This is a genomic window from Saccharopolyspora elongata (assembly GCF_004348985.1).
Taxonomy (GTDB): domain Bacteria; phylum Actinomycetota; class Actinomycetes; order Mycobacteriales; family Pseudonocardiaceae; genus Saccharopolyspora; species Saccharopolyspora elongata.
Genome location: NZ_SMKW01000084.1, coordinates 23,196 through 38,756, shown reverse-complemented (window position 1 = coordinate 38,756; position 15,561 = coordinate 23,196). Strand labels below are relative to the sequence as shown.

Annotated in this window: 15 protein-coding genes; 7 read left to right on the top strand and 8 right to left on the bottom strand. The window is 70.0% G+C overall.

The genetic code is table 11. The features are described 5' to 3' along the window. Positions 1-203 precede the first annotated feature (203 nt). The gene (locus E1288_RS38540; protein ID WP_132493617.1) at positions 204-929 is read right to left on the bottom strand and encodes an alpha/beta fold hydrolase; all 726 of its coding nucleotides are present in this window, start codon (positions 927-929) and stop codon (positions 204-206) included. Positions 930-1,020: 91 nt separating this feature from the next. Here E1288_RS38540 and E1288_RS38535 point away from each other — a divergent pair, with 91 nt between their 5' ends. Next, positions 1,021-1,986 carry a helix-turn-helix transcriptional regulator gene (locus E1288_RS38535; RefSeq protein WP_132493616.1) on the top strand — a complete coding sequence of 322 codons (966 nt, stop codon included), beginning with the start codon at positions 1,021-1,023 and terminating at the stop codon, positions 1,984-1,986. A 67-nt stretch (positions 1,987-2,053) separates the two neighbouring features. Here the strand turns inward: E1288_RS38535 and E1288_RS38530 are convergent, their stop codons facing one another. From E1288_RS38530 to E1288_RS38520, 3 genes are all read right to left on the bottom strand, one after another. Next, the gene (locus E1288_RS38530; RefSeq protein WP_132493615.1) at positions 2,054-2,680 is read right to left on the bottom strand and encodes a TetR/AcrR family transcriptional regulator; all 627 of its coding nucleotides are present in this window, start codon (positions 2,678-2,680) and stop codon (positions 2,054-2,056) included. Then, positions 2,677-4,149 carry an FAD-dependent monooxygenase gene (locus tag E1288_RS38525; RefSeq protein ID WP_132493614.1) on the bottom strand — a complete coding sequence of 491 codons (1,473 nt, stop codon included), beginning with the start codon at positions 4,147-4,149 and terminating at the stop codon, positions 2,677-2,679. Before E1288_RS38525 ends, E1288_RS38530 begins: the two co-directional genes overlap by 4 nt. A 78-nt stretch (positions 4,150-4,227) precedes the next feature. Further along, positions 4,228-5,478, bottom strand: coding sequence for a D-alanyl-D-alanine carboxypeptidase family protein (locus E1288_RS38520; protein WP_165968485.1), 1,251 nt, complete (start codon positions 5,476-5,478; stop codon positions 4,228-4,230). 122 nt (positions 5,479-5,600) lie between these two features. Between E1288_RS38520 and E1288_RS38515 the strand changes: the two genes are divergently transcribed. Continuing rightward, positions 5,601-5,828, top strand: a complete 228-nt coding sequence (locus tag E1288_RS38515; RefSeq protein WP_132493613.1) for an SCO4848 family membrane protein — start codon at positions 5,601-5,603, stop codon at positions 5,826-5,828. 100 nt (positions 5,829-5,928) lie between these two features. Here E1288_RS38515 and E1288_RS38510 read toward each other — a convergent pair whose 3' ends face one another. From E1288_RS38510 to sdhC, 4 genes are all read right to left on the bottom strand, one after another. Beyond that, positions 5,929-6,714, bottom strand: coding sequence for a succinate dehydrogenase iron-sulfur subunit (locus E1288_RS38510; protein ID WP_132493612.1), 786 nt, complete (start codon positions 6,712-6,714; stop codon positions 5,929-5,931). Continuing rightward, a complete protein-coding gene (gene sdhA, locus E1288_RS38505; RefSeq protein WP_132493611.1) occupies positions 6,714-8,504 on the bottom strand; it encodes a succinate dehydrogenase flavoprotein subunit in 1,791 nt (596 codons plus the stop codon). Before sdhA ends, E1288_RS38510 begins: the two co-directional genes overlap by 1 nt. Positions 8,505-8,577: 73 nt before the next feature. Then, entirely contained in the window at positions 8,578-8,997 is a 420-nt protein-coding gene (locus E1288_RS38500) for a succinate dehydrogenase hydrophobic membrane anchor subunit (RefSeq protein ID WP_132493610.1), read from the bottom strand. A gap of 5 nt (positions 8,998-9,002) precedes the next feature. Continuing rightward, the gene (sdhC, locus tag E1288_RS38495) at positions 9,003-9,437 is read right to left on the bottom strand and encodes a succinate dehydrogenase, cytochrome b556 subunit (RefSeq protein WP_132493609.1); all 435 of its coding nucleotides are present in this window, start codon (positions 9,435-9,437) and stop codon (positions 9,003-9,005) included. Positions 9,438-9,878: 441 nt separating this feature from the next. Here sdhC and E1288_RS38490 point away from each other — a divergent pair, with 441 nt between their 5' ends. The 5 genes from E1288_RS38490 (at position 9,879) to E1288_RS38470 (ending at position 15,510) form a co-directional block, all read left to right on the top strand. Beyond that, positions 9,879-11,054: a BMP family lipoprotein gene (locus E1288_RS38490; protein WP_165968484.1), complete on the top strand. Its 1,176-nt coding sequence runs from the start codon at positions 9,879-9,881 to the stop codon at positions 11,052-11,054. A gap of 169 nt (positions 11,055-11,223) precedes the next feature. After that, complete coding sequence (locus E1288_RS38485; protein ID WP_132493608.1) at positions 11,224-12,774, top strand: ABC transporter ATP-binding protein; 1,551 nt, start codon at positions 11,224-11,226, stop codon at positions 12,772-12,774. After that, entirely contained in the window at positions 12,771-13,865 is a 1,095-nt protein-coding gene (locus E1288_RS38480) for an ABC transporter permease (RefSeq protein WP_132493607.1), read from the top strand. The genes E1288_RS38485 and E1288_RS38480 overlap by 4 nt, the downstream gene beginning before the upstream one ends. Beyond that, positions 13,862-15,130: an ABC transporter permease gene (locus E1288_RS38475; protein WP_207954791.1), complete on the top strand. Its 1,269-nt coding sequence runs from the start codon at positions 13,862-13,864 to the stop codon at positions 15,128-15,130. The genes E1288_RS38480 and E1288_RS38475 overlap by 4 nt, the downstream gene beginning before the upstream one ends. Next, positions 15,130-15,510, top strand: a complete 381-nt coding sequence (locus tag E1288_RS38470; protein WP_132493606.1) for a cytidine deaminase — start codon at positions 15,130-15,132, stop codon at positions 15,508-15,510. The genes E1288_RS38475 and E1288_RS38470 overlap by 1 nt, the downstream gene beginning before the upstream one ends. Positions 15,511-15,561 lie beyond the last annotated feature (51 nt).

The window sequence follows — 15,561 nt, the reverse complement described above, 5'->3', positions numbered from 1 at the left end:
AATCACGTGGGGTCCTGGCCCTTACAGAAGACGATCTTGTGGTGAGACCTCTTCTACCAGGACCCCACGCCCACACCTCTTCGGACCCTCAGCCCCATTCCACTGAGATCACCTCATTGAAATTGCGGACCTCCGGCGAGTCGGGGCACGACACGCCGGAGGCTGTGGACAACTTCCGCGATTTCAATGGAAATTGCGGGACGTCAGCCGGCGATGTCCAACAGCATCGCCGCGAGGTCGGCGGGGCGCGAGAACATCGGCCAGTGCCCGGTCGGCAGGTGGTGCAAGTCGGCCCCGGCCAGCAGCGCGAACATCGAGATTCCGGCGTCGACGAGGGACTTGACCTCCTCCGGGGTGAACGTGGACGCGATCACGGAGATCGGCACGTCCGGGACGGCGTCCGGCCGCTGCAGGGGCTGCGTTGCGGTGGCGAACGGCTGCGGCGTGCTCATGGCTCGCATGCGGGCCAGCTGCTCGTCGGACAGCCCGGCCAGGTCCTCCGCGCCGAACTCGGGCAGCGGGAGGCGCCAGCCGTCGCCGTCGGCTTCGACCGCCTTGCGCCACTCCTCCTGGACCTCCGGCGGGTTGGAATCGAGCACGGCCATGCCGCTCGGCATCGGGCCGGCGTCGACGTAGACGACGCGCGCGACCCGGTCCGGAACGCGGTCGACGGCGCCGGTGACGGGCACGTTCCCGCCGCTGTGCCCGACCAGCACGACGTCCCGGAGATCGTTGTCCTCGATGAGCCCGACCAGGTCCGAGATGTGGGTCTCGACGCCGACTTCGGGACCGGCTTCGGCGGCGCGGTCGGCGAGCCCGGGCAGCGTCACCGCGTGGACGTCGTGGCCCAGCGCCCGCAGCTCCCGCGTCACGTCCTCCCAAGCCCACGCGCCGAGCCAGAAGCCGGGAACCAGCACGATCGTCGCCATCGCGGCGCTCCTTTCCCCATGGGATTCGATGCGTTGGACATTAGGCTCGATACCGGTCAGAACTCGCCCTGATTAATACTCCGGGAGACGCGTGTCACATCCGACGAGTCGATTGCTGGCGATGCTGGAGCTGCTGCAGGCGAACCAGCGGGTCGGCGGACCTGCGCTGGCCGAGCGCCTGGGCGTGGACCAGCGCACCGTCCGCCGGTACGCCGAGCGGCTCGTGGAGCTGGGCATTCCGGTGGTGGCCGAGCGCGGCCGCTACGGCGGATACCGGCTGATGCCCGGGTACAAGCTGCCGCCGCTGATGCTCACCGACGACGAGGCCACCGCCGTCGTGCTCGGCCTGCTGACCGGGCGGCGCCTCGGTCTTCCCGGACCGGCCGCGGAGACCGCGCTGGCCAAGGTGCAGCGCGTCCTCCCGCCCGCGCTGCGCGACCGCGTCCAGTCCTTGCAGGAGACGCTCGGCTTCACGATGGGAACGCGGGAAGGCGCGGCTCCGGCGACCGCGGCGGTGCTGACCCTGGCCGAGGCGGCGCGGCATCGTCGCCGGGTGCGGCTGAGCTACGTGTCCTGGAAGGGCGCGGCCAGCGAGCGCGACCTCGACCCGCACGGGCTGGTCTTCCACTCCGGCCGCTGGTACGTGACCGGGTACGACCACGGCCGTGGCGAGGTCCGCACCTTCCGGGTCGACCGGATCCGGTCGGCCGAGCTGCGCGCCGAAACCTTCGAGATGCCGCCCGACGCCGACCCGGTGCGGCAGGTCACGACGTCGCTGGCCGGCGTCCCGTACGCGCACGAGGTCGAGGTGCTGCTGAAGACCGCGCCGGAGCAGGCCCGGGCCCGGATTCCGCCCTCCGTGGGCACTCTCGCGGAAACCTCCGACGGCGTGCTGCTGTCGACGCGCGTGGAGCACCTGGACGGCATGGCGCAGCTGCTCGCCGGGCTGGGCTGGCCGTTCGTCATCCGCCGCCCGGACGAACTGCGCGAAGCCGTGCGCGAGCTCGCGGTCCGGCTGATGGCCCAGGCAGGTCATGACTCGGCTGTGGATGGTTGACCACAGTTTCAATTGAAACTGTGGTCAACCGGAGAACGTCGTGCACGGTTTCAATTGAAACTGCGTCTCATCGCCGTTCTCGAACCGGAGTTTCGATCGGAGCTTCGAGCAGTCCGGCTCGGCGGTAGACCGACTCCAGGTACTCGCGGGCTCCGGCGGCATCCAGCGGTTCCGGCTGGATGAGGCGGAACAGCACGGCGCCGACCATCATGTCGATCAGCACGTCCGGGTCCGCGGCGGCGTCGAGCATCCCATCGGCCTGCGCGCGTTCCAGCAAGGCGCGGGTGATGCGCCGCCGCGGCACGACGTAGTTCTCCCAGTAGGTCGCCATCAGCGCGGGGTGGCTGACGCTGGAACCGAAGACGCGGGCGACCATCGCGCGCAGCCGGGGGTCGGCGACCGCCTCGGCGAGCCCGGGCAGCGCCTGCTCGACCAGCACGGCGACGGGCAGGTCGGCGAATTCCGCCGGCATCGTCTCGGGGATCTCGTCGCGGGCGGACTCGATCGCGGCGGCGATCACCGCCTCCTTGGAGTCCCAGCGCCGGTACACGGTGAGCTTGCCGACGCCGGCCCGCTTGGCGATCTGCTCGATGCTGGTGCCTTCGACGCCGCCCTCGATGAACAGGTCCAGCGCGGCCTGCAGGATCGCCTTGTCCGCTACGGGATTGCGCGGTCGTCCGCGACGGTTGGTCATGTCGTCCTTCCGTTGCCGAGCGCGTTGTCGAGCCATCGCGCGAGGGAGCGCAATTCCGTCCCGCGCCACGCGAGATGCGCGTCGGGCCGGATCAACCAGACGTCCCGTTGCGGCCGGTCCGGTGCGAGGCGTACGACATGTTCTCCCAGCGGCGCAAGGACTTCCAAACTCGTCCCCGGGGGAGCGAGCAGCGCCCACTTCCCGCCGAGCTCGGAGTGCAGCCGGGTCGGTCCGCGGTCGCCCCGGCACGCCAGGTCGGGCACGCGGTCACCGGGCCGTGGCCGGGGGCCTCGCCGCGAGCCGAGCGGGCCTTTGCGGTAGTCGACCCAGAGCTGCGAGGCGAGCCAGGTCGCCCGCCGTTGCACCATGGCGAGGTTCGCCAACGGGGTGATGAGCCGGTCGCGGGCGAACCGGGCGACCGCGCCGTCGGCCAGCATGAGCTTGGTGTTCGCCGTGGTGCTGCGCAGCACGTCTTCGGCCAGCGGCCGACGTTCGGCCTGGTAGGTGTCCAGCAGCGCCGAATCGGCCCGGCTCTCCGCGACCAGCGCGAGCTTCCAGGCCAGGTTCTCGGCGTCGCCGATGCCGGTGTTCATGCCCTGGCCGCCGAACGGGCTGTGGATGTGCGCGGCGTCGCCGACGAGCAGCACGCGCCCGTCGCGGTAGCGGTCGGCGAGGCGGCGGTGGATGCGGAAGGCCGACGTCCAAGCCACGTCGCCGATCTTCGCGTCGGTCCGGCCGGTGCGCTCGGGCAGCAGCTTCTGCAACTGGTCGAGGACGTCGCCGGAGTCCGTGCCTGGGCGGACATCGGCCATCAGCCGCCACGCGTCGTCCGCGCCGTTGCGCATCGGCATCGCGAAGAACAGGCCGTCCCGGTGGAACCACCCGGATGAACCGGTGCGGTCCAGTACCCAGTCGGCGCGGACATCGGCCAGCAGCCACTGGTCGACCAGCGGGACGCCGGGAAAACCGATGCCGCTGAGCTTTCGGACCGTGCTGTGCGCGCCGTCGCAACCCACCACGTAGTCGGCGCTCAGGCCGCCGTCTCGCAGCTTCGCGGTGACGCCCTCGGGCCGCTGGTCGAGGTCGGTCAGCTCCCGGCCCCATTCGACGGTGCCGCCGAGCTCGCCGAGCCGCTCCCGCAGGACGGCCTCCACCTCGGCCTGCGACACCAGCAGGGCCGAGAGCTGGTTGCCCTCGATCTGGCCGAAACTGACCTCGGCCAGCGGCTTCTCCCCGACGTGGAGGGTCATCCGGACGGCGTGCAGCGCGCGGTCCGGCAGGTCTCCGAGTGCTCCCAGCCGGTTCAGCACCTCGACTCCGCGGGCGTGCAGGATGTTCGCCCGCGAGGTGCTCGCCGGTCCGGCCGCTTGGTCGATCACGCGCACCGTGATGCCGTGCTGCCGAAGCCCGCAGGCCAGCGCCAGGCCGGCCGGCCCTGCGCCCACCACCAGGACGGATGTCGTCTCCATGGCCGCTCCAATTAATTAACGAACCGGGACCGTTAACTAATTGGAGCACATCCGGCGCCGCGCCGGAAGCGGTTTCGGTCAGGGGTGGTCGTTGCCGTTGTGCTTGCGGCGCGCGGCGGCGGCGAGCCGCGCGCGACGCTGGCGGAGCGCCAGGACGCCGATCGCCGCGGCGGCCAGGATCACGATCAGCGTCAACGGCCCGCCGACCGTGCCGAACATCGACGACGCCTGCGGCTGGCCGTTCACCGGCGAATCCCCCTGCGCTTGCGCGGCGGTGGCGTCGGCGGCGTCCACATAGGGCGGTTCGGGGGACGTCGTCACCAGCCGGCCCACCGGGTCGTCGTCGCTGAGCCCGAACCCGTAGTCCAGCAGGTGCATGGTCTGCTGGGACTGCCGGATCGGCTGGTTCTCGCCGCGCATCAGCACCGCCACCAGCCGGCGCCCGTCGCGCTCCGCGGCACCGATGAACGTGTGCCGCGCATCGTCGGTGAACCCGGTCTTGCCGCCGATGCCGCCGGGGTAGTTCAGCAGCACCTGGTTGTCGGACCAGACCTCCAGCGGCGGGCCGTCGGGCTTGCCCGGCAGCAGCGTGTTGTGGATCGCGGCGATCGACGCGAACGCCGGCTCGCTCATCGCCGCGCGGAAGATGACGGCCAGGTCGTAGGCCGAGGTGCTCATGCCCGGGCCGTCCAGGCCGGACGGCGTCGCGACCCGGGTGTCCAGCGCGCCGAGCTCGCGGGCCAGCGCGTTGACCTTGTCGAGCGTGACCTCCACTCCGCCCATCTTCATGGCGAGCGCGTGCGCGGCGTCGTTGCCGGACCGCATGATCAGCCCGGTCAGCACCTGCTGCACCGTGTAGGTGACGCCCGGGCTCAGCCCGACCCGGCTGCCCTCCTGATTGGCGTCCTCCTGGGTGACGACGATCGTGTCATCCAGCCGCAGCGCGTGGATCGCGGTGAGCGCGGTGAGCACCTTGATCGTGGACGCCGGCCGGTGCCGGGCGTGCGGGTCCCTCGCCGCCAGCACGGCGCCGCTGTCCAGATCGGCCAGCACCCAGCTGGCGGCGGTGACCTCGGCGGGCGGCTCCGGCAGTCCCTGCGCGATGACCACACCGCACTCCGCCAGGCGGTCGCCGCCGACGGGGTTCTCCGGCACCGGCACCGGTTCGGGCACCGGCATGCCCGGCGCGGGCACCTCGGAGGTGTCCACCGGGGGCGGCGGGGCGATGTTGGGGCACGCGGCCGGCGGCTGCGCCGCGGCGGTGCCGCCGGTCCCCAGCACGAGCGCGGCCGCGATGGTGCAAACGGCCCCGCGGAGCACGGACTTCATGCGGAGCGGACCGCAGGCACTCAGAGGCACACGCAGCAGGCTAACCAATCCCGGTGCGCGGCGGGATGCTGACCGCCACCCGGGCAGGTGGGTGAAGCAGGTTACAGCGGATACTGGGGGCCGTGACAATTTCCCGCCGCGTTGCGCTGTTCCTGCTGGCCTTCGGCGTCTGGTCGTACCTGCTGTGGCCGAACTTCATGCGCAACATCTGGAACAGCGACCGCTCCTGGGAAGGCGGCTCGCCGACGTCCTACCTGATCGTCCACTTCGTGATCGCGATCGTCTCCCTGGTCCTGGGCACGATCATCGGAGTCCTCGGCTGGCGAGCCTTCCGAGCCACCCGCCGCTGACCGGCCCCGGGGCACGAAGAGCGCCAGATTCCAGGCGAAATCGCGAAACCAGAACGGCGCCCGCCTCCGGGGAGGCGGGCGCCGTTGGTGTTGCCGGGGGTCAGCGGCGGCGGAACATCAGCGCCCGCTTGACCTCCTGGATCGCCTTCGTGACCTGGATGCCTCGCGGGCAGGCGTCCGTGCAGTTGAAGGTCGTGCGGCAGCGCCACACCCCGTCGACGTCGTTGAGGATGTCCAGTCGCTCCTCGGCACCCTCGTCGCGGCTGTCGAAGATGAACCGGTGCGCGTTGACGATCGCCGCCGGGCCGAAGTAGTTGCCGTCCGACCAGTACACCGGGCACGACGTGGTGCACGCCGCGCACAGGATGCACTTGGTGGTGTCGTCGAACCGGGCCCGCTCGGCGACCGACTGGATGCGCTCCCGGGTCGGCTCGTTGCCGGTGGTCATCAGGTACGGCTTGACCGCCCGGTAGGCCTCGAAGAACGGCTCCATGTCGACCAGCAGGTCCTTCTCGACCGGCAGGCCCTTGATCGGCTCGATGGTCAGCGTGGTCTCGCCGCCCTTGACCAGCAGGTCCTTCATCAGCACCTTGCAGGCCAGCCGGTTGACGCCGTTGATCCGCATCGCGTCGGACCCGCACACGCCGTGCGCGCAGGACCGGCGGAAGGTCAGCGTGCCGTCGACGTACCACTTGATGTAGTGCAGCAGGTTCAGCACGCGGTCCGACGGCAGCGCCGGGATCCGGTAGGACTCCCAGTGCAGGTCCTCGTCGACCTCCGGGTTGTACCGGAGGATCTTGACGGTGACCATCGTCGCGCCGTCCGGGATCGGCGGTGCGTCAGCCGGGAGGTCGGTCGTGTCGTTTTTCGTGGTAGCGGCGGTCATCAGTACTTACGCTCCATCGGCTGGTACCGGGTGACGACGACGGGCTTGTAGTCCAGGCGGATGTCGGCCTGGAATCCGGTCAACCCGAGCGGCGCGTTCGGGTCCTCCTCCTCGGGCAGGACCTTGTACTGCATGCTGTGCCGCATGAAGTTGACGTCGTCCCGGGCGGTGTAGTCCTCGCGAGCGTGGCCGCCGCGGGACTCCTTGCGGGCCAGCGCGGCGTTGACCAGCGCCTCGGCCAGGTCGAGCAGGAAGCCCAGCTCGATGGCCTCCAGCAGGTCGGAGTTGTACCGCTTGCCCTTGTCGTGCACGGAGATCCGGCCGTAGCGCTCCTTGAGCGCCTGCACGTCCGACAGCGCCGTCTTGAGCGTCTCCTCGGTGCGGTACACCGAGGCGTTGGCGTCCATCGTCTGCTGCAGCTCGGTGCGGATCGTGGCGACCCGCTCGCCGCCGTGCGCGGTGCGCAGGTGGTCGACCATGCCCTCCACGAGCTTGGCCGGGTCCTCCGGGATCTCGACGTGGTCGTGGCCGAGCGCGTACTCGGCCGCGGCGATGCCCGACCGGCGGCCGAACACGTTGATGTCCAGCAGCGAGTTGGTGCCCAGCCGGTTCGAGCCGTGCACCGAGACGCACGCGCACTCGCCGGCGGCGTACAGGCCGGGGATGACGTTCTCGTTGTCCCGCAGCACCTCGCCGACGATGTTGGTCGGGATGCCGCCCATCGCGTAGTGCGCGGTCGGGTAGACCGGCACCGGCTCCTTGGTGGGCTCCACACCCAGGTAGGTGCGGGAGAACTCCATGATGTCCGGCAGCTTCGCCTCGAGCAGCTCCTCGCCGAGGTGCGTCACGTCGAGCAGCACGTAGTCCTTGTTCGGACCCGCGCCGCGGCCTTCCAGCACCTCCAGGGCCATCGACCGGGCGACGATGTCGCGCGGTGCCAGGTCCTTGATCGTCGGGGCGTAGCGCTCCATGAACCGCTCGCCGTCGGCGTTGCGCAGGATGCCGCCCTCACCGCGGACGCCCTCGGTGATCAGGATGCCCAGGCCGGCCAGGCCGGTCGGGTGGAACTGGTAGAACTCCATGTCCTCCAGCGGCAGGCCCTTGCGGTAGATGATGCCCATGCCGTCGCCGGTGAGGGTGTGCGCGTTCGACGTGGTCTTGAAGACCTTGCCGAAGCCGCCGGTGGCGAAGATGACGGACTTGGCCTGGAAGACGTGGATCTCGCCGGTGGCCAGCTCGTAGGCGATCGCGCCGGAGCAGACCTGCTGGCCGTCCGGGCCGTCGCTGAGCATGATGTCCAGGACGTAGAACTCGTTGTAGAACTCCACGCCGTGCTTGACGCAGTTCTGGTACAGCGTCTGCAGGATCATGTGGCCGGTGCGGTCCGCGGCGTAGCAGGCGCGGCGGACCGGGGCCTTGCCGTGGTCGCGGGTGTGACCACCGAACCGGCGCTGGTCGATCTTGCCTTCCGGGGTCCGGTTGAACGGCAGCCCCATCTTTTCCAGGTCGAGGACCGCGTCGATGGCTTCCTTCGCCATGATCTCGGCGGCGTCCTGGTCGACCAGGTAGTCACCGCCCTTGATGGTGTCGAAGGTGTGCCACTCCCAGTTGTCCTCTTCGACGTTGGCCAACGCCGCGCACATGCCGCCCTGGGCGGCGCCGGTGTGCGAACGGGTGGGGTAGAGCTTGGTCAGCACGGCGGTGCGGGCGCGCTGGCCGGATTCGATCGCGGCGCGCATGCCGGCGCCGCCGGCGCCGACGATGACCACGTCGTACTTGTGGAATTGCATGGTCGCCTCCTCGGGCTGTGGCGGGACCCGCGGGTGGGGCGTCGATCTCGCCACGCTGTGGTCGTCTGCGGCGCTAGCCGATGTTCGGGTCGAAGGTGAAGAGAACGAAGGTGCCCAGACCCACGGTCAGCAAGACCGAGACGTACAGCAGCATCTTCAGCCAGAAGCGTGTGCCGTCTTTTCGGGAGTAGTCGTTGATGACGGTGCGCAGCCCATTGCCGCCGTGCAGGCCGGCCAGCCACAGCATGGTGAGGTCCCAGAACTGCCAGAACGGGGACGCCCAGCGCCCGGCGACGAACGCGAAGTTGATCTTGTGAACGCCGCCGTCCAGGAACAGCATGATCAGCAGGTGGCCCAGCACCAGGAAAAGCAGGACCACGCCGGACAGCCGCATGAACAACCAGCTGTAGAGCTCGAAGTTGTTGCGGCGCGCGGCGGGGCGCGACGGGGTGCGCGGCTTCTCCACGGAAAGCGATGCGTCGGTGACGGTCATTTTGCTCAACCCCCGAAGAGTTCCGTGACTGCGCGGCTGATCAGGCTGATCGCGGCCGGGATGATCAACACCAGCCAGAGCACCACGACCGTCCACAGCATCGGCTTCTGGTACTTCGTGCCCTTGGCCCAGAAGTCGACCAGCATTACCCGGATGCCGTTGAACGCGTGGAACAGCACAGCCGCCAGCAGACCCAGCTCGAACAGGATCATCACGGGGTGCTTGTAGGTTTCGATGACCGTGTCGTACGCGTTCGGCGAAACCCGGACGAGGGCCGTGTCCAGGACGTGTACGAACAAGAAGAAGAAGGTGAGTACGCCCGTGATCCGGTGGGCGACCCACGACCACATGCCCAGATCGCCGCGGTAGAGGCGCCCCTTGGCGCGCGGTGCGGTGGCGCGCTGCGGGGCCTCGGCCGCGGAGGCGGTGGTGCTGGCCATGGTGGAAGGCCTCCAACCTCGCTGGTGGACTGACGGCCCCGTTCGGGAACAAGGGGCGGCCGGCCCCGAGTTGCAGTTGGTCCCAATTGGCATTGGGTGCACGCCCGTCACCGGCCACGAACTGGGGCCTTGACTCATCGGATGCTAGACCCGACGAATCGCCCCGGCCTACTCGCCTGCGCCGTCTGTGATCGACCAGACAAGCGCCCCATCTCGGTTGATCGATGTAGAAACCATTTCGTGACATGCGAGCAATGCACAAGCGGCAGCGTCAAGACTTAATTTCGAGAGCCACGTCACCGAATGGCGTGCGCCGCGCCCCGGAAGAACAATTCACCGGAGACAACACCTTCGTGTGGGAGTTCACCCGGCGCCGCGGACCTCCGGTCAAGCCGGAGCGGCGATGGGGGCGCGGTGGGACCGACAGGAAAGGGGAACGGCATGCGGCGAACGCCGACTTGGGGAAGGCGCTCGGGTGCCGGAGGAGTGCGCCGGAACGGCGCCACAGTGGTCGCAGTGCTGCTCACCGGCGCCATGGCGCTGGCGGGTTGTGCCAAGGACAGCGGGGGTGGGGGGACCAACAACAACGCCCAGGGCCAGGGGTGCCAGCTGAGCGCGCCACCGGCCGGGGCCGCACCGACCGCTCCGGGCAATGAGCAGCAGCAGCCCGCCCCGCAGGCCGCCGGGATGCGGGTGGGGTTGGCCTTCGACATCGGTGGCCGCGGGGATGCCTCGTTCAACGACGCCTCGGTCGCCGGCCTGGACCGCGCCAAGGCGCAGATGGGCTTCAGCGACATCAAGGAGCTCGACGCCGGGGCCGGTGAGCCGGAGGACGCCAAGCAGACCCGGCTGCGGCAGCTGGCGCGCGAGGGCTACAACCCCGTCATCGCGGTCGGCTACTCCTACGCGGACTCGATCAAGATGGTCGCGCCGGAGTTCCCGGGCACCAAGTTCGCGATCATCGACGAGGACGTGCAGGGGATCCCGAACGTCACGTCGCTGGTGTTCGCCGAGGAGCAGGGCTCGTTCCTGGTCGGCGTGATCGCCGCGCACCGGTCGAAGAACTGCCACATCGGCTTCGTCGGCGGCGTGAAGACGCCGCTGATCGAGAAGTTCGAGGCCGGGTACGTGGCGGGCGCCAAGGCCGCCGCGCCGGACATCAAGATCGAGAGCAAGTACCTGTCGCCGGCCGGTGACTTCAGCGGCTTCCAGGACCCGAACCGGGGATCCGAGGTCGCGACCAGCCAGCTGGAGTCCGGCGCCGACGTGATCTACCACGCGGCAGGCGCCTCCGGTAAGGGCGTGTTCTCGTCGGTGAAGTCCTCGAGCGCGCAGGCCATCGGCGTGGACTCCGACCAGTACAACCAGCCGACGGTCGCGGAGTACAAGGACGTGATCATCAGCTCCATGCTCAAGCGGGTCGACTTCGCGGTGTACGACTACATCGCGGCGGTCGCGCGCAACGACCTGAGCTCGCTGCCGAAGAAGTTCGACCTGGGCATCGACGGCGTGGGCTATTCCACCTCCGGCGGCAAGATCAACGAGCTGGTGCCCACGGTGGACGCCTACAAGGCGGCCATCGCCCGCGGCGATATCAAGGTTTCCGACAAGCCGTGACATCCGAGGTGAGGGGCACTTCCGGCGCGAACGACTCGTCGGGAGTGCCCCTCGCCCGTCAACGGATCGGTTGGCGGGTTCGCGCCAAGATCGTCACGTTCTCGCCGAAACCGTCCATTGTTGAGCGTCCTTCTGCTTCGCTGCCCGTGTCGACGTCCCACGGAGCCCCATGAACACCTCGATTGCGCCGGAATCCGGCGGCCCACCCGGCGCGGCCGGGGCGCCGGCCGTCGAACTGACCGGCATCACCAAGACCTTCCCCGGCGTGGTCGCCAACTCCGACGTGAACCTGCTGGTGCGCGCCGGTGAGGTGCACGCGCTGTGCGGCGAGAACGGTGCAGGCAAGTCCACCCTGATGAAGATCCTCTACGGCATGCAGGCGCCGGACTCCGGCACCATCCGCGTGCACGGCGAGGAAATCCGGTTCCGCACGCCCGCCGAGGCGATCCGGGCCGGCATCGGCATGGTGCACCAGCACTTCATGCTCGCCGACAACCTGACCGTGCTGGAGAACGTCGTGCTCGGCGCGGAGCGCGAGCACGGCATCGGCGCGAAGGCGCGACGGCGGGTGCTGGAGCTCGCCGAGCAGGCCGGCTTCGAGCTGCGCCCGGACGCGCTGGTCGAAGGGCTCGGCGTGGCCGACCGGCAGCGGGTGGAGATCCTCAAGGTCCTGTACCGGGGCGCGCGGGTCATCATCCTCGACGAGCCGACCGCCGTGCTGGTCCCGCAGGAGGTCGACGAGCTCTTCGACACCTTGCGCACCATGCGCGAACAGGGCTTCACGTTCCTGTTCATCTCGCACAAGCTCGACGAGGTCCGGGCGATCGCCGACACGATCACGGTCCTGCGGCGCGGCACCACGGTCGGCACGGTGCCGGCCGCGGAGGTCAGCAGCCGCGGCCTCGCCGAGATGATGGTCGGCAGCCAGCTGCCGGTGCCCGAGCACGGCGAATCCACCGTGACCGACCGCGAGGTGCTGGTCGTCACCGGTCTGTCCGCATCGGACCAGGACCGGGCGGTGCTCTCGGACGTCGACCTGACGGTGCGGGCCGGCGAGGTCGTCGGCATCGCCGGCGTCGAGGGCAACGGCCAGACCGAGCTGGTCGAGGCGATCATGGGCATGCGGTCGGTCACCGCCGGCCGGGTGGTGCTCGGCGACCGCGACCTGACCGGCCTGTCGACTCTGGCGCGGCGGGAAGCGGGCATCGGCTACGTGCCGGAGGACCGGCACCGGCAAGGCCTCCTGCTGCAGCAATCGCTGTGGGTCAACAGGATCCTCGGCTACCAGACCCGCAGGCCGACGGCCCGCGGGGTCTGGCTGGACCGGGCGGGCGCGAAGGCCGACACCCAGCGGATCATCGACGAGTTCGACGTCCGCACGCCCGGCATCGACGTGGACGCGGCCGCGCTGTCCGGCGGCAACCAGCAGAAGCTCGTGGTCGGCCGGGAGCTCTCCGGCGACCCGGCGCTGCTCATCGCCGCGCACCCGACACGAGGCGTGGACGTCGGTGCCCAGGCGGGCATCTGGGGCCACCTGCGCGCCGCCCGCTCGGCCGGCCTGGCGGTCCTGCTGATCTCGGCCGACCTCGACGAGCTGATCGGCCTGTCCGACACCATCCGGGTGATGTTCCGGGGGCGACTGGTCGCGACGGCCGACCCGCGCTCGGTCACCCCGGAGGACCTCGGTGCGGCGATGACCGGTGCAGGGGAGGCGGCATGAACACGTGGCGCGCACGGCTGCTGCCACCGGCGCTGGCGATCGTCTTCGCCGCGGTGCTGTGCAGCGTGGTGCTGCTGGTCTCCGGCGCGAACCCGCTCGCGACGCTGGCGGAGATGATCGCGCAGGTCGCCCGCGGCACGACCTCCGTGGACATCGTCAACACGGCGGGGGCGTACTACCTGGTGGCGATCGCGGCCGCGATCGGGTTCCAGATGAACCTGCTGAACATCGGCATCGAAGGCCAGTACAAGCTGGCCGCCTGCGTGGCGGCGATCGTCGGCGGTGCCATCAGCCTGCCGTTCGGGCTGCACGCCGTGGTGATCGTGGTGGTCGGTGCCGTCGTCGGTGCCGCGTGGAGCGGCATCGCGGCGCTGCTCAAGGTCTACCGCGGGGTGTCCGAGGTGATCTCCACGATCATGCTCAACATGCTGGCGATCGGCGTGGTCGCCTACCTCGTCCCGACCTTCGGCGAGCTGCGCGGGAACACGCAGGGCACCAAGATCATCCCGGACAGCGGCCAGGTGCCCGGCATCCCGCTCGGCGGCGCGGGCACCATGTTCGGCCTGGTGCTGCTCGCGGCCGCCGTCGGCGTCGGCTACGCGGTGCTGATCGACCGGACCCGCTACGGCTTCGAGCTGCGGGCGTCCGGCCTGTCGCCGACCGCGGCCACCGCCGGCGGCGTGAACTCCAAGCGCATGGTCGTGTCCGCGATGCTGATCTCCGGCGCCGTCGCGGGGCTGGCCGGCCTGCCGGAGATCCTCGGCCGCGACCACACCTTCACGCTCAACTTCCCGACCGGGTACGGCTTCGCGGGACTGGCCATCGCGCTGCTCGGCCGCAACCACCCGATCGGCGTCGCGTTCGGCGCGCTGCTCTGGTCCTTCTTGGACAAGAGCTCGTTGACGCTCGACAACATCGGGGTGCCCAAGGAGATCGTGACGATCCTGCAGGGCGCGATCGTGCTGTCGGTCGTCGTCGCGTATGAGTTGGTGCGCCGCCGCGAACTCGCCGCCGAGCAGCGGCGGGTCGGGCATGCGCTGGGCACCGCGGCCGCCCCGGCCGCCGCCGGAACCGGAGGTGAGCGGGCATGACCGCGGTCGCGACCAAATCATCGGCCCCGGCGGACCGGAAACCGGGCGTCCTCGGCCGCCGGATGCCCGGCTGGGCCCGCGTCCTGCTGTGGGTGGCGGTCGGCTTCCTGGCGGTGTCGATCACCTCGTACCAGACCGGCGTGCCGCAGTTGACCTCGTCCGGCACCGTGCAGGCGGCGGTCCGGTTGGGCATCCCGATCCTGCTGGCCGCCCTCGGCGGGCTGTGGGCGGAGCGTGCCGGGGTCATCAACATCGGCCTGGAAGGCATGATGATCCTGGGCACCTGGGGCGGTGCCTGGGCCGGCTACCAGTGGGGACCGCTGGCCGGGCTCGTCGCCGCCGCGGTGTTCGGCGCGCTCGGCGGCCTGGTGCACGCGGTGGCGACGGTGACCTTCGGGGTCAACCACATCGTGTCCGGTGTGGCCATCAACCTGCTCGGCGCGGGCACCGCGAAGTACCTGTCGACGCTGCTGTTCGAACCGATCTCGCGGAACCCGCGGGAATCCCCGCCGGTGCCGAAGTTCGACACCTACTCGGCGCAGCCGCTGGGCACCTGGCTGCAGCAGCTGGAAGACCTGCAGCGGGTCGGGATCTCCGACCTCGCGGGCATCCTCGGCGGCCTGGTCACCCAGGTCTCGCCGCTGACGATGCTGGCGTACCTGCTGGTGCCGGTGAGCTACCTGGTGCTGTGGCGCTCGCCGTTCGGGCTGCGGCTGCGGTCCTGCGGCGAGAACCCGGTCGCGGCGGAGTCGCTCGGCGTGAACGTCTACCGCTACAAGTACATCGCGGTGATCATCTCGGGCGCGCTGGCCGGGATCGGTGGCGCGGCGCTGATCCTCAACCCGGGGCAGGCCGGCTACCTGGAAGGCCAGACCAACAACCGGGGTTACATCGGCCTGGCGGCGATGATCTTCGGCAACTGGCGGCCCAGCGGCCTGCTGGGCGGCGCGGGGCTGTTCGGCTACGCCGACGGCCTGCAGCTGCGCAGCGGCGAGACCAGCGTGCACGCGCTGCTGTACGCGGCGACGCTGCTGCTGATCGTGGTGGTGGCCGTGCAGCTGTGGCGGCGAATGTGGTTCGGCGCCGGGGTGGCCCTGGTGTTCGCGGCGGTCACGTACTCGGTGTACTGGTTCACTGACGAGCTCCCGGACGAACTGACGGCCTACACCCCGCACCTCGTCACGCTGGTGATCCTCGCGGCGGCGTCGCAACGACTACGACCACCCGCAGCCAACGGCCTGCAATACCGCAGGGGCGAGGACTAGTGACGACCACTGTGGACTGGGAGGCGCTGCGCGCCGCGGCGGTGGAGGCCGCGGCGCTGGCGTACTGCCCGTACTCGAAGTTGCAGGTGGGAGCGGCGGCGCTGTGCGACGACGGCCGGATGGTCGTCGGCTGCAACGTGGAGAACGGCTCCTACGGGCTCACGTTGTGCGCGGAGTGCACGATGGCGGGCCAGCTGCGGCTGACCGGCGGAGGCCGGTTCGTCGCGGTGGCCTGCCGGAGCGGAACGGGCGACCTCCTGATGCCGTGCGGCCGCTGCCGCCAACTCCTCTTCGAACTGGGCGGCCGGGACTGCCTGGTCGACACGCCCCGAGGAGTCCTGCCGATGAGCGAAGTCCTCCCCGACGCCTTCGAGCTGTAGGCGGTCGTTGCGCGAGCGGTGTATGGTGCACCTAGGAGTCCGGCATCGTGG